Origin of the sequence: Psychrobacter sp. AOP31-B2-9, from assembly GCF_052378005.1 — a bacterium.
Lineage (GTDB): Bacteria > Pseudomonadota > Gammaproteobacteria > Pseudomonadales > Moraxellaceae > Psychrobacter.
Map to the genome: position 1 here is coordinate 1 of NZ_JBQSXG010000013.1, position 18643 is coordinate 18643.

The window sequence follows — 18643 nt, forward strand, 5'->3', positions numbered from 1 at the left end:
CAATTTTATATGGCGCTCATAACCTAAATTAAAAGCGCTAAAAGCTTTAATACTAATACAAAGGTATTGATACGAACGTTTTTATAAAGATTATACTACAAGCAAGCGCTGTAAGTAGGTTCACTACTCACAGTCTAATACTCATGAATGCATGCTTCATCGATGATAGATTGAAAAATTTGTCAATTTACGTCATTATGAAGCAGTTTTTTATACCAAAATGGTGCGATATCAGTGCAAAAATCAAATCCAAAGCTACCAAATACTAAATTATCACAGTCTTCTAAGGCTATGACAAATACGCTACCTTCAAAACAGCGTGGTTTAGTACTTAGTAGTCTCATATTAATTATTATTATCGTTGGTATGGTGCTGTTGGCACTATACTTGATTAAACTTGATCGCACCATTACCCAAAAATTTGAGGGTAAGCGCTGGGATATCCCTGCAAAAGTATACTCGCAGCCACTTGAATTATATCAAGGTGCAAATGTCGATACAGGTACGATGAAGACGTGGCTTGAGCTGCTCAACTACCAGAGCAACAAAGCCTACGACCATACAGGCACTTATCATAAGACTGGTAATACCTACTTTATTCATACGCGTGGCTTTACTTATAGCGCTAATGATGTGGATAAAGAGCAAGTCATCAAAATGACTATTAATGGTAATAAAATTGCATCTGTCCAAAGCACGTTACCTGCCAAAAGTGGCATTATCCGTTTAGAGCCCGTTAATATCGGTGGTATTTACCCAGACAGCAATGAAGATCGTATGGTCGTCTCGTTAGAGGATGTGCCACAACCGCTTATCGATGCACTGATAGCCACTGAAGACCGTGCATTTTATGAGCACAAAGGTGTTTCTATACGTGGGATCGCACGTGCTGTCATAAACAACTTCTCTGGCGGCTCTCGTCAGGGCGGCTCAACGATTACTCAGCAGCTTATTAAAAACTTCTATCTCAATTCAGACCGTACGCTCAAACGCAAAGCCAACGAAGCGTTAATGGCTGTATTGCTTGAATTACATTATAGCAAAGACGAAATTCTACAAACCTATCTCAACGAGATTTACTTAGGTCAAAACGGTAAACGCTCTATTAATGGTTTTGGCTTGGCGTCACAGTTTTACTTTAACAAACCCCTCAAAGAGCTCAGCCTAGACCAACAAGCGCTGTTGGTAGGTATGGCAAAAGGCCCAAGTCTTTATAATCCACGCCGCAATCCAAACGACTCAAAAGAACGTCGTAATATTGTGCTTAACAACATGTTAACAGTGGGGTCACTGGCTCAAGAAGATTACGATGAAGCCGTAGAGCAGCCGCTAGGTATCGCTGAAAAGGCAGTCGAAGGCAAGAGTCAATTCCCTGACTTTTTGGACATCGTTAAACGTGAGTTGAATGAAGTATACTATTCTGACGACCTCAAAAACGAAGGTCTGACGATCATCAGTACCTTGGATCCTATTGCCCAATTAGCAGCAGACAAAGCGGTGGATAAAAAACTGGGTGAGCTACGTGGTAAAAACAGTAAAACCAAAGACTTACAAGGTGCGCTCGTCAGTGCCAACCCTGAAACTGGTGAACTGGTATCTGTGGTAGGTAGTGGTAGTGAGTTTACTGGCTTTAACCGTGCTGTCGATGCCAAACGCCAAGTAGGCTCGATACTAAAACCTGTTATCTATATGACAGCACTCGAAAGTGGTCGCTATAACCTAGCAAGCCCAGTCGATGACTCCCCTATCACAGTCAACCTCGGTGATGGCTCTAAGTGGAATCCTAAAAACTACGACAACCGTGACCATGGTTATGTACCTCTGACAACAGCACTTTCACAATCATATAACCAAGCGGCGGTACATCTGGGTATGGAGTTCGGTGTCGATACCTTTGTCAAACAACTGCAGCGTATGGGCGTCAAAGAAGAAATCCCGCCTTACCCTTCGGCATTGCTAGGTTCTGTCAACCTTAGCCCAATGGATATGTTGGGTGTATACCAAGTCTTTGCCACAGGTGGCTTTCGTACACCTATTCATAGTATTCGTACTGTTATTGATGATCGCGGCAGTATCTTACAACGTACTGGTCTTAACACTCAGCGTAGCATTCCACCTGAAGCCAACTTCTTGACCAACTATGCATTGCAGCAAGTGGTAGAAACTGGTACGGCTAAACGCGCAAAATCGCTAGGTAGCAATTTACACTTAGCAGGCAAAACAGGTACTACGAATGATTATCGTGATGCATGGTTTGCAGGCTACAGTGGTAACTATGTCAGCGTGGTTTGGGTGGGTCGTGATGATAACCAACCCATTGGTTTGAGCGGTGGTAGTGGCGCATTACCAGTTTGGATCGACTATATGGACCGTCTCAAGCTGACGCCTGTATCGCTACCAGAGCCTGAAGGGATTGAATGGTTATGGCTAGAGAACAACTCAGGAAAGCTGTCCAATGAACGCTGTGCTGATGCACGCTATTTACCAGTACTATCATCTCACTTGCCACAAGAAGCCAGTAGTTGTGCGATAGGCTTGTATCAACAAGATCGTGCGCGTGAACTGTCACAATGGCAAAACCAGCAAGGCGATAATGGCGGTTTTGGCAGCACCGATGGTGACGCTATTGATTCGGAAAACCAAGAAGGCAACGAGCAAGATGAAAACGATGCGGATACTTGGTTTGACCGTGCGGTTGAATGGTTCTAAAGTTGCTTTTACACATTACAAAAGGTCTCAACATGTTGTCAATTTCCAAACAAACTATGTCAGTTAAGCAAGCTGTTATTGGTTTTCCCAAAAACACCATCCCAACCAATACAGTATTGATAACTGGTACGCTTATCAGCATGTTGAGCCTCAGCGCTTGTCAGACCGCACCCACGACGATGAATACCACACCGATTCAGACAGCGCCATCATCACAGATACCCGAGACACCTGCGGCAACTGTGACACCAACAACTGTCACTGAAGCGGATGACGATGGCCAATATGCCATTGAACCGGACATCTCATCTGAACAAACGAATCAGACAAACCCGCTGACGCAAGAAACTCCAATCTTCGTCCCATCCGATCCTATACCAACTCAACAACCTGACACCGTTATTATTATTCCTTCTCGTGAGGAATACGTCGTCCCTGAGCCGTCTCTACCGTCACACAGCGAAATGTTGGAACGTGCTAGAAGTAACTCACAGCAACGAGCGCAACAAGCTGCCTCTAATAATAGTAATCTACCAGCATTTCGGAGTTTAATGCAGACGGGGATCAGTCAGCTTAAAGCAAACCAGTTGACCAACGCTGAAAACAGCTTTACCCGTGCACAGCGCCTAGCACCCAAATCATCGGCTGTGTATTTCTATTTGGCACAAGTCGCATTGAAAAAAAACCAACCCCGTAAGGCAGAGGCTATGGCACGTCGTGGCCTTAGTGTGTCGCAAGACACCAGCCGTAGACGCGCACTATGGCAAATCATCTTGCAATCAGGACAAGCACAAGGCAATTCACGTGTGATTAGTGAGGCGAAACAAGCCTTGCGCTAATAACATAGTAGATCTAGCAGCATGTCTGAGTGAATAGGTTTCAAGTTTACAACCTATTCACTTTTTGTATTCTCTACATTCATAATTCATCCAAAATATATATTTATTTTTAATTTAGCTTAAGGTTATCGTTATGGCATGGCAACAACTACATTTACAATGTGAAAAAGCAAACGTCGATTTGGCTGAGGCATTGCTACTAGAAGCAGGTGCACTATCCATCGCCTTAGATGACGCTGGTGACCAACCTTTATTTGAACCATTACCAGGTGAGTCTCCATTATGGGATGAGGTCATACTTACAGGACTGTTTGATGCCACGACCGATGCTGGCAGTCGCCAAGCTGTCGAGAAATTAAGCCATGAAATCGCAGCACAAGTACAAGCCACTCGTATTTGGTTAAGTGCTGTCGATGACAAAGACTGGGAACGTGAATGGATGAACAACTATCATCCAATAGAATGTGCCAATAATCTATGGATTGTACCCAACTGGATAACACCACCCAATCCTGAAGCCACTAATATCATTATGGATCCAGGTTTGGCTTTTGGTACCGGCTATCATGCCACTACTCGCTTATGTCTAGATTGGTTAACGGAGCAAGAGATAAAAGATAAAGTGGTTATTGATTATGGCTGCGGCTCAGGGATTTTAGGTATCGCTGCTTTACTGTTAGGTGCACGTAAAGTTTATGCGGTTGATATCGACCCACAAGCGGTACTAGCTACCAATCAAAATGCAGCACGCAATCATGTCGATGATCGTTTGCAAGCTTTTTTACCAGAAGAGTTTACCGATTATTGCTCGCAAAATGATGTTATTCCAGTCGATATCATTGTAGCCAATATCTTAGCAAAACCCCTCATTGGCTTAGCACCTTACTTTGCTACTTTAATTGTACAGAAAGGTCGTATTGTTTTAGCAGGACTGATCGAGTCACAAACAGATGAAGTGACTGCTGCTTACCAACCTTACTTTGCGCTTGATGCAAAGCATGCTTTTACATCACAAGAAGACCAACATTGGCAACGTTTATCTGGTACATTTACAGGCTAGCAACATTTAATTACATCTGTTACGATAGAGGGCAGTCAGATATTATGTGTTTGATGCCACTCTATTCTTGCCCATGACTCGCAGCCTTTAAGAGCTTTTCAACAACTCTCTTAGCGTCATGGGCGACCTTTATTGAGTGGCGAATCGGTATTGATAACCATACTTTTTTGGATTCGACCCTATGACCACGCCCATAAAAACTCAGTGTCCTCATTGCAAAGCTTGCTTTAAAATACAACCAACCCAGTTAAATAAAGCAAACTCCACTGTAAGCTGCAATCAATGCCAACAGAGTTTTTTGGTAAACAAAAATCTTGTTGTGACGTCTGATACCACCACAGCACCTAATCAAGCAGACACCGTGAAAACTGATATTAATAATAAAAATGGCTCAAACGATTCTAAATCTTCACTCAATAAACAACGTCCAAAGAAACCTTCTTCTGATATATTAATCTATGACGACATGGATGCCTATGAGCCAGAAGAACCCCCTTTAGAGTATGATTCTTTAGAGAGTATGGATGCATGGCTAGATCAAATAAATAATGCATCCACCCTTTCAGCTAATGAACCCTCAAAGAGCGCATCTGAAACTATCAATCAAAGCACCAGTTCAGCAGTATCAAATGATATTCATGCCAATGTTGATGAAAAGAACGACGACTTATGGCTCGAAAAACTGCTAAAAGACCAAAACAAACATGAAGACATGCCAAAGGATGATACAGACCTGTCTCGACTATTGCTCGATATGGGTGTGCCTCTCAAAGATGAAGATAAAGCCCTTAACGAACGTAGAAGAAAAACACAGGAAAGCTTCATACCAACGCCGAAAAAACGTTCAGCAGCATCGTTATTGTGGATACTTGGATGCTTGGTATTGGCGCTGCTACTTTTTGCACAGTATGTCATTTTCAACTTAGAAACCTTAGTAAAAAACCCCGCTTATGCTGAAAGGCTACAAGCAATATGTTCAGCAGCTGCTTGCAGTTTGCCGAATGCTGACATAAATGCTTGGACAATTACTCATGCCACTCATAAATCCAGTCAAATAAAAAGGTCTGGAAAATTCAGCGATATTAGCGCTACATTAAGTAATCAAAGCGCAAATACACAGCTATATCCGAGTGTTAAAGTCAGTGTATATGGTGAAAACGAACTAATTGGTGAGTTTATCGCTGATCCAGGTGACTATTTATTAAGCAAACAAAGCCAACTGGCTGCAGAGAGTAGCCGCAATATACTTTTTACTGTGCCTGTTTCTAATGCAAAAATTCGTGACATTAGCGTAAGCCATGTATATTAGGGCCTATTTTTGGTTCAAACGATAGTCATCATCTAACTGGACTGAATGTGGCCAAACATCGTCAAATAGTTGGTCGATATCTCGATATTACCTACGCTATCTTTCTCGTTTGATGACAGTTTTTTCCATTTTTGCAATGAGGACAAGCTCTATAGTCAGGGTAATTCAAAAGTAATACAGACAGCCAACTGTAGATTGTACGTTTAAGTATAGTCGTTCCACTATAAAACAAACACAGCGATACTGGGTGCATTTTGCGTCGCCTCTGTCTGCGCAATCACAGCAAGCAAGGAAAATGTATGCCTGTATCGCATGATTACATTTGTATCTTTTTTATTTAGGACTGACTATAGGGTAACGCCATAATATTTTTATAGTGGCATGACTATACTGCAAAACTAACTGTCAATCTATCAGTGCCAAATGATATTAATTTGATATAATACCTCAATATCTTATGGTTTGATTCTCACCAATCCCAAGGACATTATCTTATGGCACCTCATGCACAGCATTATGCGCCTCATTTTGCTACAAGCTCTGAGCATCCTGCCGACTATAATAAAGAAAACCACCCTCATTATTCTCAGCACCGTCTTAGCAGCTCAGAAGATGGCTATGCGCACGAGCCACTACGGGTGCATGTTGAACGCGTGGTACGGCAGTATTTTACGATGCTAGGCGATGAGATACCCACCGACTTATACGATCTAATCTTAAAACAAGTAGAAGAGCCACTGTTATCCGTTGTCCTTGAAAAAACTCGTGGCAATCAAACCAAATGTGCGCAAATCCTAGGTCTCAACCGCGGTACTTTACGCAAAAAACTCAAAACTTATGACTTAATGTAGCCCAAGCTCCATGAGTACACTTATCTTCACTGACCCTCATTATGCACGGCAATTTAATATTCGTGACATTATCTATCCTGATACTGTCTACAATAATTGTCTTGATCACCTTGCCAGACGTTTACGTCAGGCTTTTTTTATGGAAGTTTTTTTATGAGTACTACCCCACTTGCTCTATTATCGGTCTCCGATAAAACTAATATTGTTGAATTTGCTCAAGGCCTTATCAAAGCAGGTTTTGGCTTACTGTCTACTGGCGGGACTTATCGACTGCTCACAGAAAACAACGTCGCTGTCACCGAAGTCTCAGACTATACTGGTTTCCCTGAAATGATGGATGGTCGTGTAAAAACGCTACACCCTAAAATCCATGGTGGTATCTTAGGGCGCCGTGGTACAGACGATGCCGTCATGAGCGAACACGCCATTGAGCGCATTGATTTGGTGGTAGTAAATTTATATCCATTTGCTGAAACCATTGCTCGTGCTGATGTGACTATGAATGATGCTATCGAAAATATCGATATTGGCGGCCCTACTATGGTACGTTCGGCTGCAAAAAACCACGCCCATGTAGGTATCGTCACTGATCCAACAGATTACGATCGTATCCTGACTGCTTTAGGCGATAGCACCAAACTGACTTCTGCTCTACGCTATGACTTAGCAGTTAAAGCTTTCGAACATACAGCCCAATACGATGGCATGATTGCCAACTTCTTAGGTAGCCGTGTGAACGAAAACCAAGAACCAGAAAATTTCTCACGTACATTCAATGTACAGCTTAAGAAAGCACAAGACTTACGCTATGGCGAAAACCCACATCAAAACGCTGCTTTCTACATCGAAAACCAACCTCTAAAAAGCCAACAGGCCTCTATAGCGACTGCTAAGCAGCTACAAGGTAAAGCACTCTCTTATAACAATATCGCTGACACTGATGCAGCTCTTGAATGCGTTAAAGCTTTCAGCACTCCAGCTTGTGTCATCGTAAAACACGCCAACCCTTGTGGTGTCGCGGTTGACAATGACCAAGTAGTTGCCTATAACACTGCATTTAGCACCGATCCTGAGTCTTCATTTGGTGGTATTATCGCCTTCAACCGCCCATTAACACTTGCAGCGGCAAAAGCCATTATCGACAATCAATTTGTAGAAGTGATTATTGCGCCTAGTATCGAAGATGGTGTGCTCGAAGCAACGGCTGCTAAGAAAAACGTACGTGTATTGGTATGCGGTGAGCTACCAGCACCAAATCAACGTGACTCTCAACTTGACTATAAGCGCGTCAACGGCGGCTTACTAGTCCAAGAACAAGATCTTGGTTTGATTACGGCTAACGATTTAAAAATCGTCACAGACGTACAACCAACTGAAGCACAAATTGCTGATCTATTGTTCAGCTGGAATGTGGCCAAATACGTTAAATCTAACGCCATTGTCTATGCTAAAGGACAGCGCACGATCGGTGTGGGCGCAGGTCAGATGAGCCGCGTTAACTCAGCTCGTATCGCTGCTATAAAAGCAGAGCATGCTGGATTAGCGACTGAAGGCGCTGTTATGGCATCAGACGCTTTCTTCCCATTCCGTGATGGTATCGATAACGCTGCTGCAGTAGGCATCTCTGCTATCATCCAGCCAGGTGGCTCTATGCGTGACGACGAAACCATTGCTGCAGCAAATGAGCATGGTATCGCGATGGTCTTCACTGGTATGCGCCATTTCCGCCATTAAGAAACCAGAGTCCACGTCATACGCAATAAGACTGACGTGGATAGTACGGGCATAAAAAAGCCACTGTAGATATATCTACAGTGGCTTTTTGTATACTTATCAATACTTAGCTTAACGCCCTTGCGCATTCGCTACATTGGCGTCATTGATCTCAACTTTATATACCAAACGTAGATAATCCAGATAATCTTGCAGTTGATCTTGACCCAAATTATCCCGAATAATAGTCGCCGTTTGCGCACGTTGGTCATCAGTCAATTGAGACTGCGGTTCTGTTTTAATACGATCACCAACCAGTAGAGTAGCACCTATTTCAGTCTCACTCGCGATAGCAACGACACCATTGTTAGCAGCTTGCTGACTAAACGCCAATCCGCGCTCTTTTTCTGTCAATAATGGTGTTTGACGATTTACTGTACCTAATGCCTGAAGTGCAACTGGTTGCTGACTAATATCAGCTGGAATCTTAATACCAGTGGCCAGTGCTTTGGCTTCTTTTAGTGCCAATGCTGTGGCTTTTTGCTGACGTAGTATCTGTGTCACTCTTGGCGTGGCAGCTTCTAAAGTCAGCGTCTTAGTAGGACGGTAGTTACTTGGTTGCACCCATACTGTTCCAGTACCTACTTCAATACCGGCAGTCACAGCCTGATCCTGAAGGGTAAATTCATCAAATGCTTGCTTAATCACTGCTGGTTGAGGCAATACTGAGCTATTATTCTCTTTACGATAATCTTTGATGCTTTTCAATGTCACGTTCTCTTGCTCAGCGATATCTTCGATACTAAATCCATCTGCTGCCATATCATTAATCGCTGTCACTTTATCCGCATACATCTCTTGACGCTTATACTCTGTCGCTTGAGCCGTTAACTCATCACGCATGCTTTCTAGCGTTGGTATGGCGCTACCATTATCTTCAGTAACCGTAAATATCTGATAACCAAAACTGGTCTTAACAGGAGTTGTCACATCGCCAACACTCAGTCCTTTTAAGGCATCTTCAACGGCTACTGCGTCATTACCAAATACCGAAGGGTTAAAGCGACCGATAGCACCACCTGTTTCTCCTGATGGGTCATCTGACTCTGATTTTGCTAAGGCGACAAAAGACTCTCCATTATCTAGACGAGTTTTAATCTGATCTGCTCTTGCTTTAGCATCATCACCGGTTAATAGAATTTGACTGATTTGACGCTCATCAACGATTGCTTGCTCTTGCTTGTAAGCCTCATATTGCTGCTGCAAATCTTCTGTCGTAATGTCAGTTACCTGAATAGTTTGAGGGCTGAGTTGCAGATAAGCCAAATCTACCATTGCCGCACTTTTGAGTGTCTCTTTATTGGCATCATAATAAGTTTGGATATCACCCTCACTTACGTTAACCTGATCCGTATAATCTTGCCAATTAAAACGGTACAACCAGATATTGCGCGACTCAAGCTGCAGGTCAATTAATTGACTGACCGCTTGCATGGGATATACTGCAGTACTAACGATACTGGCATTGAGCTGGTCCAGACTGAGCTGATTACGAAACTCAGCAAACAGTTGGTTCTTCGTCATATTGCGCTGACGCAAAAAGCTGGCAAATTGATCGTTAGAAAAGTTACCGTCAGCATCCTGAAAAACCTCTTCTTGACGCAATAAACGATTAATTGTGTCATCAGAGACGGTCATACCCAACTTGCCAGCTTGCTGCTCTAGTAGCGTACGATCAATCAGACCTTTTAATACCTGCTCATGCAACACATCTTCATTTAATAAGCTGGCATCATCAACTTGTTCTAATACCTCAGTACGACGGCTATTGACAGCAGACTGATATTGAGTCAGTCCTACGCTTGCATCACCTACCTGAGCAACTTGGTTAGGATCTACTCCGGCGCCCAAATAGCTTTCGATACCCAATAGAGCGAGCGGCGATAGGCATAAAATCAATAAAATGCGACCTGGCCAGGTTTTTAAAAAATCGCGCAACTTATCCATAGTTATCTCTGCTTTATTAACCTATATTGATGAAAAACCATTGTAATATTAATATGAAAATCAATGCTATTTAAACTGGCAATGGTAGGAACGCGTGCATTTGATATAAAAAACAAGGCGAATCAAAGTTACCTCATCTAAACAACGCATCTATCGCGCGCGCCCTATGATACGTGATTTTTGATGCAGACTCAAAATATTCACGCTGCATGCTACAAACTATCGCAATAAAAAAAGCACCTAGATATTAGGTGCTTTTTGACAATGTATATTATAGCTTAAAGCGATACGATACATCATCTATTATTTCACTATTTACAGACCTTACTTTGTCGTATATCACGTCATCATACAATGTCTGCTTATAATAAAACGGCTTAGTTCAAGCGCTCTTTTAAGTTTTTGCCAGCTTTGAAGCTTGGTACTTTGCTTGCTGGAATGCTAAGCTCTTCACCAGTCTTAGGGTTACGGCCAGTACGGGCTTTACGGTCTTTTACACTAAAAGTACCAAAACCAACTAATGAGATGCTATCGCCAGCTTCTAGCGCTTCACCAACACTTTCCATAACAGCATTCAATGCATCACCAGCTTGGGTTTTATTTAGACCACTTTTGTCTGCGATGCTATCGATTAATTCTGACTTATTCATAAAATTTCCTTCAAGTTTAAGGGGGATAATAAACGCTCACGCCAAGCATTTTAACGCTCTCATAGCATTTAAGCAATAAAAACCGCCTGATTAACGTACTAACAGGTCTCGCTTTGTTATCGTCTTTATATCAAGGCAGCATAAGGAGCGCAAGCGATTTTACATATTTTTGTCTACTGTACTACGTATTTGACACTCAATGTTACGCAAAGTATCTGCAATTGCTCTATCAATGCTTAATATTAGAGAGACTTGGTTGTCTTTGAAATAGCTGACTATATGTCGTCCTCTCGGGTCAAAGACTTGGCAGCTAATACTAATACATTATCAGTCATAAATACCAGTGTCTTTGTTGACTTGTAAATTGTAAAGTAATAACTTAAGCACTGACAGAAACTAGCGTTACTTTTTATTATAAAGACGTTACTATAGGCAAAATATCACTGCACATTGACAGTCGAACGATATATTTCAGATGTGTTGTGACGCTTGTTTATCTCTAATTTTTAATGCAATACATACAAAAACGGACTATCTACATGAAGCGTTCTACGTTGTCTCACTCTTTTTCTAATATCGTTCTGATGTTCACCGAGTCGGCGTTGACATTATTGTTACGTTTAGATCCTGAACTACGTAAAGCCGCTTATCCCCTTGCTAAGCAGGGTACTGTCGTCGCACTACGCTTATATTTACCTCATGTTGAAATTTTTGCTACTTTTAGTACCAAAGGCGTGTTATTAGATGCGCAGTTACCAGTGGGACGCAGTGAGCCTGATGTCGTCATCAATGCCTATAGCATCCAGGTCATCAATGCCATTACCACACACGACAGTGAAACCACTGAAAAATTACAAATGCGCGGGGAATCCGTGCAAGTACAGCTGGTTAAACAGTTTATTATGCAGCTCGGAGTTGCCAGCTTGATTCAAGGTTTGGTTAAGAAATTTAAAGGCGGCAAAGGTAAGTCTAAACCTACCGAAGCTGAAACCGAAGAAAAAAAGGAAAACTACAAATTACGTATTAAAGAACAGCAAACCCAAATCAACACCCTAACCATGAAAAATCGTGAGCTTGAAACCACGACCAAAGAATTACAAAGCAAGCAAAAAACACTTATTATCGTAACCATCGCTGCACTTATTATCATGATTATCGCAATCACTGCATTATTGATTAGCTGATTTAGCTCACTTAACCCGACGCTATGGCTTTTTTATGAGTGAAACATGGTGCATATTCAGTCATCATATATTTGACTCACTATAAAAAAAATACAGCAACACTGGGTGCATTTTGCGTAGGCTTTGTTTCCGCAGTCATAGCAAGGAAGATGTATGCCAGTATCACATGGTTGTATGGGTGCCTCCTTTATTTAACATTGATAACAATGTTCAACCTACCTTTGATTCAGCCAATGGTCATTTAAATGGGTTGACCTTTACTACGCACAACCTGATTTCCACCCTTCTCTCCGACCATTGTTTTTATCAATCATAGTAATAAGATTGATTAACCATTCAACCACATTTTAATCTTGACTAATTTACTCAGGATTAAGTATAATTACCTTAATCGTTGCACACATCGGGTTAACCATCTGTTGTTTAATAGCGATAAGACACAACTTAGCTATTCAGACTTTATATCAGCAACTTATACATTGATATAAGTTATGACAAATATCATTCCGCTAAGATCGTTGTTAAATAAAAATAATGTAAAAGTTTGGAGATAACACATGCGTTTGACTACTCGAGGCAGATATGCCGTTACTGCGTTACTAGATTTGGCATTACAAACGAGCCAACAAGAAAACGCAGTATCTTTATCTGATATCGCTCAACGGCAATCGATTTCTATCTCTTACCTTGAACAACTATTCTCCAAACTTCGCAAACGTGGACTTGTTACCAGTATTCGTGGTGCCGCAGGTGGTTACTATTTAGCCAAGCCATTACATGAAATAGATGTCATGAGCATCATATCAGCCGTCGATGAGTCAGTTAATGCGATGCAGTGTGAAGGACGCGGTGATTGTCAAGGTGGTACAATGTGCCTAACCCATGATTTGTGGTGTGCACTGTCTAATCATATCGAACAGTACTTGAATAATATAACATTAGCACAATTATTAGATATGGAAAATGTGCAGTCGGTCTCAGAACGCCAGCATAGCTCTACTAAAGAGATTTCCATAAAAGATATAAATACTATTACTCTATCGAACAGCGAGGCAAACCCAGCATGAGCCAACATAACAACCTTATATACTTAGATTATGCCGCCACTACACCAGTTGCTAAGTCAGTTGCTGCCAAAATGAGCGAGTATTTGACTGTAGATGGTGTCTTTGGCAACCCGGCCTCACGCTCGCATGGCTATGGCTGGCAAGCAGAAGAAGCAGTAGAAACGGCGCGTCAGCAAGTGGCTGAAGTTATCCATGCCGATCCACGCGAAATCGTTTTTACTTCAGGTGCAACTGAATCTGACAACCTAGCTATTAAAGGCGCTGCACACTTTTATCAGTCTCGTGGTAAGCACATCATCACCAGCAAAATTGAACATAAAGCAGTACTAGATACTTGCCGTGAGCTTGAGCAAGAAGGTTTTGAGATTACTTATCTTGAGCCACAGCCAAGCACTGGTCTTATTTTGCCAGAGCAAGTGAAAGCAGCATTACGCGATGATACCATTCTAGTGTCGTTGATGATGGTAAACAACGAGCTTGGTACAATTACTGATGTTGCCGCAATTGGTGAAATCACTCGTGAAGCTGGTGTCGTATTCCATGTCGATGGTGCACAATCTGTAGGCAAAATATCTGTTAACCTTGAAAAGATGAAAGTGGATTTAATGAGCTTTTCAGGCCATAAAGCATACGGCCCTAAAGGTATTGGCGCATTATTTGTTCGTCGCAAGCCACGTATTCGTTTGAAAGCAGAGCAACATGGTGGTGGTCATGAGCGTGGTATGCGTTCAGGTACTTTGCCAACGCATCAGATCGTTGGTTTAGGAGCAGCATTTGCTTTAGCCAATGAGCGCTATGAAGAAGACCATGCACACGCAGCTGAATTACGTCAACGACTTTGGGATGGCCTACAAGACATCGAAGAGATTTACTTGAATGGTGATCTTGAAAATAGCGTACCTAATATTGTAAATATCAGCTTCAACTTTGTTGAAGGTGAGTCACTCATGATGTCACTTAAAGACCTCGCTGTATCTTCAGGATCAGCCTGTACATCAGCGACGCTTGAGCCATCATATGTACTACGTGCTATTGGTCGTCCAGACGAATTGGCACATAGCTCTATTCGCTTTAGCTTTGGCCGTTATACGACTGATGAAGACATCGATACTGTTATCAAACAGATGCACGAAGCCGTTGATAAATTACGTGCCTTATCACCACTTTGGGATATGTACCAAGAAGGTGTTGATTTAAATTCAGTGGAATGGGCTGAGCACTAAAGCCACCGCAAACAACGATATGGTTATCTAATAATAACCATTAAACGATTGATCAGACAATTAAAATTAAGTGTTTGACCCCAATTACCAATGAGTGGAGCACCTTAAAGCAATTAGCACTGCTCATTATCTAACTAGGAGAAAACCCCATGGCCTATAGCGACCAAGTTATTGATCATTACGAAAATCCACGCAACGTTGGCAACCTTGACAAAAACGCTAAAAACGTTGGTACTGGTATGGTTGGTGCCCCAGCCTGTGGTGATGTAATGCGCTTACAAATTCAAGTCGATGATAACGGTATCATTGAAGATGCTCGCTTCAAAACTTACGGCTGCGGTTCAGCCATTGCTTCAAGCTCACTTGTTACCGAGTGGCTCAAAGGCAAAAGCCTGGATCAAGCTGGTGAAATCAAGAATAGTCACATTGCTGAAGAATTGGCACTACCACCAGTAAAAGTACATTGTTCTGTACTTGCAGAAGATGCTATTAAAGCCGCTATTAGCGACTATCAAGGTAAGCATGGCGCAGCAGTAGTAACCGAAGAAGCTACTATCTAAGCTGAACCTACTAGTCTGTATGTGGTGCTAGATTGGCCACGTACGGTAGCAGTAATACGTTAAAAACAGCTACTGACGCTAAAGAGGTGACAATGACACTTATGTAATTGTCACCTTTTATTTTCTACTTGAATTTCTTGATAGTCGCTAGCATATTACTTTGGCAAACTCATGATTTTGATTGCCAGTGTACACATATTTTGATATTTATGATTAATAGTCAATGGGAGTTGGCATGATAGAAATGACAGAACGCGCCGCTCAGCATGTTCGAGACTTTTTGGACAATCGCGGTAAAGGCGAAGGCATTCGAGTGGGTATTCGTACAGCAGGATGCTCTGGGTTGGCTTATGTCTTAGAATTTGTAGACACACCTGACGAAAATGACACACGCTATGAAAGCCGTGGTGTTAGCATCTTTATTGATCCTAAAAGCTTAGTATATTTAGATGGTTTGCTGATGGACTACGAAAAAGAAGGTCTTAACGAAGGCTTTAAATTCAGTAACCCTAACCAAAAAGGCGAATGTGGTTGTGGTGAATCGTTCACGGTCTAATGGTTTATATCTTCCAATATTGATGCCCAAATAACGGCAAACAGTTTACATCGTAAACTCAGTTATAAAACATCAGCCAAACAGACCTTTTTAAACAAATAAAAAAGCAAGGCGTATGATATGACAGACATTACACCAGAAACACAGTTTGATAACTTCTTTGCCTTATTTGAGCAGCCAGTACAGTTTGAAGTTAATCAAGACAGTCTCGATCAACATTTACGCCTGCTACAAAAACGTTATCACCCTGATAATGTCGCCAAAAATCAGACAAATATTATCCAAGCACAGCTAAAGTCTGAAAAATATTCAGCACTGATCAATCAAGCTTATCAAACACTAAGCTCACCTGATAGTCGTGCGAGTTATCTATTAGACATAGCAAATCAAGCTCAAAATCTAGAACATTCAATCGCAGACTTAGACTTCTTAGAAGACGCTATGGAAATGCGTATGGACTTAGATGAAGCCACCGAAGATAAAAATCGTCTAACTTTACAGCAGTTACATCCGCAAATTACAGAGCGCTTAGCTAACCAGTCGCAACGATTTAATGACGCTTACCAGACACAAAGCTGGAATACGGCGATTGATGCAACACAAAAACTAAAGTTCTTAGTAAAGCTAGATGCTGATGTCACTACTGCTCTTGATGAAGTAGCAACAGCAGAGCATCAAGACGATGATGACTTATACGTTTAGATATCTGCGAGTTGCACCTCTTATCCATAAACTAGAGTCGAATACCGGTTTTCTAAATATTTGGCTAAAATAGCAGTAGCAATCTCGTATAATCTCTTATCTCAGAACTGTGAGCCGTTACTCTTTTCTATTTGCAGAGTAGACTAACTATAGTCGAAGCAATGTAAGGTTGATACAAAACAACCAAACACAGAGGATATGGCTGTACAATAAATGAGATTGAGACCGTACCAAGTTACACATGCATTGATTATAGTCATTGGACTACCCTAGTGCATACATACGCTGCACTGACTCCATTTCACTTATTCATTTTATCTCTGAGTTATTTTATGTCTTTATTGCAAATTGCTGAACCCAATCAAAGCGCCCAACCTCACCAGCATCGTTTTGGTATAGGTATCGATCTTGGTACCACACGATCATTGGTCGCTGTGGTACGTTCAGGTAAGGCACAAGTCTTAGAGGCAGGCGTAGCAACAGATACATTATTACCATCTGTTGTCTACTATCCAAGCACAGGTAAGCCATTAGTTGGCTATGATGCCCTAGCCCATTTAGCAGATGATCCAAAAAATACAATCGTCTCGGCTAAACGCTTTATGGGTCGTAGCCAAGCTGACATCAAATTTTCTCATCCTTATGAGTTAAGTGGCAGCACGGATGATATGCCTACATTTGTGACTGCTCAAGGCGAAGTATCTCCTGTTGAAGTATCAGCTCATATATTAGCCACTCTTGAACAACGTGCAGCGAGTGCATTGCCTGCAGATAGTATCGAAGGTGCTGTTATTACCGTACCTGCTTACTTTGATGAAGCCCAACGTCAAGCGACTAAAGATGCAGCTCAAGCAGCTGGCATCAAAGTTTTACGTTTATTAAACGAACCCACCGCTGCTGCCGTTGCTTATGGTCTTGATCAATCTGCAGAAGCAAGCGAAAAAGAAAGCTATTATTTAATTTACGATTTGGGTGGCGGTACGTTTGATGTTTCTATCTTAAAATTGACAGATGGTGTCTTTGAAGTATTGGCCACTGGTGGTAACAGTGCATTAGGCGGTGATGATATCGATCGTCTCATAACCAACTGGCTTATTAAGCAATTGAATATCGACCCTAAAAAGGTAAGTCTTCATGATAAGTCAATATTGGCGCAACAAGCCAAAGCTTATAAACAGGCACTGACGGATAGTGAACAAGTCGATATCGACATCACAGTCAATAGTCAGTCTTATCAAGGTGTATTGAGCCGTGTAGATTTACTGACTATTATAGAGCCTGTTAGCCGCCGTACGTTAAGCGTTTGCGAGCAAGTACTGCGTGATGCCAAACTCTCTAATACTGATTTGGATGAAGTTATTTTAGTTGGCGGCTCTACTCGTATGCCCGCTATTCAGCAAGTCGTAACTGATTTTTTTGCCAAACAGCCCTTATGCCGTCTTAATCCAGATGAAGTAGTCGCCCTAGGCGCCGCACAAACTGCACACCAATTGGTTAATGGCGATGGTGACAACAACCTACTGTTGTTAGACGTGACACCTCTCTCGCTTGGTCTTGAAACCATGGGTGGCCTAGTGGAAGTACTGATACCCCGCAATACCCCTATTCCTGTTAAAAAACGTCAAGTATTTACCACGTATCAAGATGGTCAGACAGGTATGGTGATTCATATAGTACAGGGCGAGCGCGAAACCGTAGATAATTGCCGCTCACTTGGCCGATTTGAGCTGTATGGTATTCCAACAATGAAAGCTGGATTTGCTCGTATTGAAGTCACTTTTAGTATTGATGCAAATGGTCAGCTAACTGTCAGTGCACAAGAAACGACAACCAAAACAGAAAGTAAAATTGAGATTGTACCTTCTTATGGTTTATCAGACGAACAGAAAGAGCAGTTATTGATTGCTGGCTTTAAGTATGCCGAAGAAGATAAAAATGCACGCTCTTTAATTGAGACCAAAGTAGAAGCTGAACGCGAAGTACTTGCGCTAGAGTCTGCACTTCACGAGTTTGCAGCATTACTATCTCCTGAAGAACAAAACGTATTATCTGAGCAAATACAAATGTTAAAAACAGCGCTAGGCACTGATGATCTAGCTGTTATTGAAGCTCAACAAGTACAACTTAAGCCCCATAGTGATAATTTTGCATCCCGTATCATGAATCAAAGCGTTAAAACCAGCATGGCTGGTACTAGTGCCCAAGATTGGTAG

General features: G+C 41.9%; 15 protein-coding genes. 13 read left to right on the forward strand and 2 right to left on the reverse strand.

All coding sequences use genetic code 11. From position 1 onward, the window contains the following. Positions 1–291 precede the first annotated feature (291 nt). The 6 genes from mrcB to purH all read left to right on the forward strand — a co-directional run bounded on the left by mrcB (position 292) and on the right by purH (position 8502). Positions 292–2709 carry a penicillin-binding protein 1B gene (gene mrcB, locus ACT3SX_RS02935; RefSeq protein WP_442069746.1) on the forward strand — a complete coding sequence of 806 codons (2418 nt, stop codon included), beginning with the start codon at positions 292–294 and terminating at the stop codon, positions 2707–2709. Between the two features lie 32 nt (positions 2710–2741). Then, on the forward strand, positions 2742–3548 hold the full coding sequence (locus ACT3SX_RS02940) for a tetratricopeptide repeat protein (protein WP_442069748.1): 807 nt from the start codon (positions 2742–2744) through the stop codon (positions 3546–3548). A gap of 133 nt (positions 3549–3681) precedes the next feature. After that, positions 3682–4608 (forward strand): 50S ribosomal protein L11 methyltransferase, encoded by a 927-nt coding sequence (prmA, locus tag ACT3SX_RS02945; RefSeq protein ID WP_442069750.1) that lies wholly within the window; start codon positions 3682–3684, stop codon positions 4606–4608. 181 nt (positions 4609–4789) lie between these two features. Further along, the gene (locus ACT3SX_RS02950; RefSeq protein WP_442069752.1) at positions 4790–5917 is read left to right on the forward strand and encodes a DUF3426 domain-containing protein; all 1128 of its coding nucleotides are present in this window, start codon (positions 4790–4792) and stop codon (positions 5915–5917) included. A 494-nt stretch (positions 5918–6411) separates the two neighbouring features. Beyond that, on the forward strand, positions 6412–6768 hold the full coding sequence (gene fis, locus ACT3SX_RS02955) for a DNA-binding transcriptional regulator Fis (RefSeq protein ID WP_442069754.1): 357 nt from the start codon (positions 6412–6414) through the stop codon (positions 6766–6768). A gap of 153 nt (positions 6769–6921) precedes the next feature. Then, a complete protein-coding gene (purH, locus tag ACT3SX_RS02960; RefSeq protein WP_442069756.1) occupies positions 6922–8502 on the forward strand; it encodes a bifunctional phosphoribosylaminoimidazolecarboxamide formyltransferase/IMP cyclohydrolase in 1581 nt (526 codons plus the stop codon). A gap of 111 nt (positions 8503–8613) precedes the next feature. Here purH and ACT3SX_RS02965 read toward each other — a convergent pair whose 3' ends face one another. Continuing rightward, a complete protein-coding gene (locus tag ACT3SX_RS02965) occupies positions 8614–10488 on the reverse strand; it encodes a SurA N-terminal domain-containing protein (RefSeq protein WP_442069758.1) in 1875 nt (624 codons plus the stop codon). Positions 10489–10865: 377 nt separating this feature from the next. Further along, the gene (locus tag ACT3SX_RS02970) at positions 10866–11138 is read right to left on the reverse strand and encodes an HU family DNA-binding protein (RefSeq protein ID WP_045445077.1); all 273 of its coding nucleotides are present in this window, start codon (positions 11136–11138) and stop codon (positions 10866–10868) included. Positions 11139–11677: 539 nt separating this feature from the next. Here ACT3SX_RS02970 and ACT3SX_RS02975 point away from each other — a divergent pair. From ACT3SX_RS02975 to hscA, 7 genes are all read left to right on the forward strand, one after another. Then, positions 11678–12322 carry a hypothetical protein gene (locus ACT3SX_RS02975; RefSeq protein ID WP_442069760.1) on the forward strand — a complete coding sequence of 215 codons (645 nt, stop codon included), beginning with the start codon at positions 11678–11680 and terminating at the stop codon, positions 12320–12322. 557 nt (positions 12323–12879) lie between these two features. Then, positions 12880–13389: an Rrf2 family transcriptional regulator gene (locus ACT3SX_RS02980; protein ID WP_192518433.1), complete on the forward strand. Its 510-nt coding sequence runs from the start codon at positions 12880–12882 to the stop codon at positions 13387–13389. Further along, positions 13386–14612 (forward strand): IscS subfamily cysteine desulfurase, encoded by a 1227-nt coding sequence (locus ACT3SX_RS02985; RefSeq protein ID WP_442069762.1) that lies wholly within the window; start codon positions 13386–13388, stop codon positions 14610–14612. Before ACT3SX_RS02980 ends, ACT3SX_RS02985 begins: the two co-directional genes overlap by 4 nt. Positions 14613–14761: 149 nt before the next feature. Next, on the forward strand, positions 14762–15172 hold the full coding sequence (iscU, locus tag ACT3SX_RS02990) for a Fe-S cluster assembly scaffold IscU (protein WP_192518431.1): 411 nt from the start codon (positions 14762–14764) through the stop codon (positions 15170–15172). A 235-nt stretch (positions 15173–15407) separates the two neighbouring features. Next, positions 15408–15728 (forward strand): iron-sulfur cluster assembly protein IscA, encoded by a 321-nt coding sequence (iscA, locus tag ACT3SX_RS02995; RefSeq protein WP_192518430.1) that lies wholly within the window; start codon positions 15408–15410, stop codon positions 15726–15728. Positions 15729–15848: 120 nt separating this feature from the next. After that, positions 15849–16430: a Fe-S protein assembly co-chaperone HscB gene (gene hscB, locus ACT3SX_RS03000; protein ID WP_192518429.1), complete on the forward strand. Its 582-nt coding sequence runs from the start codon at positions 15849–15851 to the stop codon at positions 16428–16430. A 332-nt stretch (positions 16431–16762) separates the two neighbouring features. Beyond that, the gene (gene hscA / locus ACT3SX_RS03005) at positions 16763–18643 is read left to right on the forward strand and encodes a Fe-S protein assembly chaperone HscA (protein WP_442062467.1); all 1881 of its coding nucleotides are present in this window, start codon (positions 16763–16765) and stop codon (positions 18641–18643) included.

What these genes read in the sequence shown, in the direction of transcription:
- ACT3SX_RS02975 (WP_442069760.1), top strand. Translation starts at nt 11,678, where the DNA reads ATGAAGCGTTCTACGTTGTCTCACTCTTTTTCTAATATCGTTCTGATG.
- ACT3SX_RS02985 (WP_442069762.1), top strand. Translation starts at nt 13,386, where the DNA reads ATGAGCCAACATAACAACCTTATATACTTAGATTATGCCGCCACTACA.
- ACT3SX_RS02950 (WP_442069752.1), top strand. Translation starts at nt 4,790, where the DNA reads ATGACCACGCCCATAAAAACTCAGTGTCCTCATTGCAAAGCTTGCTTT.
- prmA (WP_442069750.1), top strand. Translation starts at nt 3,682, where the DNA reads ATGGCATGGCAACAACTACATTTACAATGTGAAAAAGCAAACGTCGAT.
- iscU (WP_192518431.1), top strand. Translation starts at nt 14,762, where the DNA reads ATGGCCTATAGCGACCAAGTTATTGATCATTACGAAAATCCACGCAAC.
- iscA (WP_192518430.1), top strand. Translation starts at nt 15,408, where the DNA reads ATGATAGAAATGACAGAACGCGCCGCTCAGCATGTTCGAGACTTTTTG.
- mrcB (WP_442069746.1), top strand. Translation starts at nt 292, where the DNA reads ATGACAAATACGCTACCTTCAAAACAGCGTGGTTTAGTACTTAGTAGT.
- hscA (WP_442062467.1), top strand. Translation starts at nt 16,763, where the DNA reads ATGTCTTTATTGCAAATTGCTGAACCCAATCAAAGCGCCCAACCTCAC.
- ACT3SX_RS02965 (WP_442069758.1), bottom strand. Translation starts at nt 10,488, where the DNA reads ATGGATAAGTTGCGCGATTTTTTAAAAACCTGGCCAGGTCGCATTTTA.
- ACT3SX_RS02940 (WP_442069748.1), top strand. Translation starts at nt 2,742, where the DNA reads ATGTTGTCAATTTCCAAACAAACTATGTCAGTTAAGCAAGCTGTTATT.
- fis (WP_442069754.1), top strand. Translation starts at nt 6,412, where the DNA reads ATGGCACCTCATGCACAGCATTATGCGCCTCATTTTGCTACAAGCTCT.
- ACT3SX_RS02970 (WP_045445077.1), bottom strand. Translation starts at nt 11,138, where the DNA reads ATGAATAAGTCAGAATTAATCGATAGCATCGCAGACAAAAGTGGTCTA.
- purH (WP_442069756.1), top strand. Translation starts at nt 6,922, where the DNA reads ATGAGTACTACCCCACTTGCTCTATTATCGGTCTCCGATAAAACTAAT.
- hscB (WP_192518429.1), top strand. Translation starts at nt 15,849, where the DNA reads ATGACAGACATTACACCAGAAACACAGTTTGATAACTTCTTTGCCTTA.
- ACT3SX_RS02980 (WP_192518433.1), top strand. Translation starts at nt 12,880, where the DNA reads ATGCGTTTGACTACTCGAGGCAGATATGCCGTTACTGCGTTACTAGAT.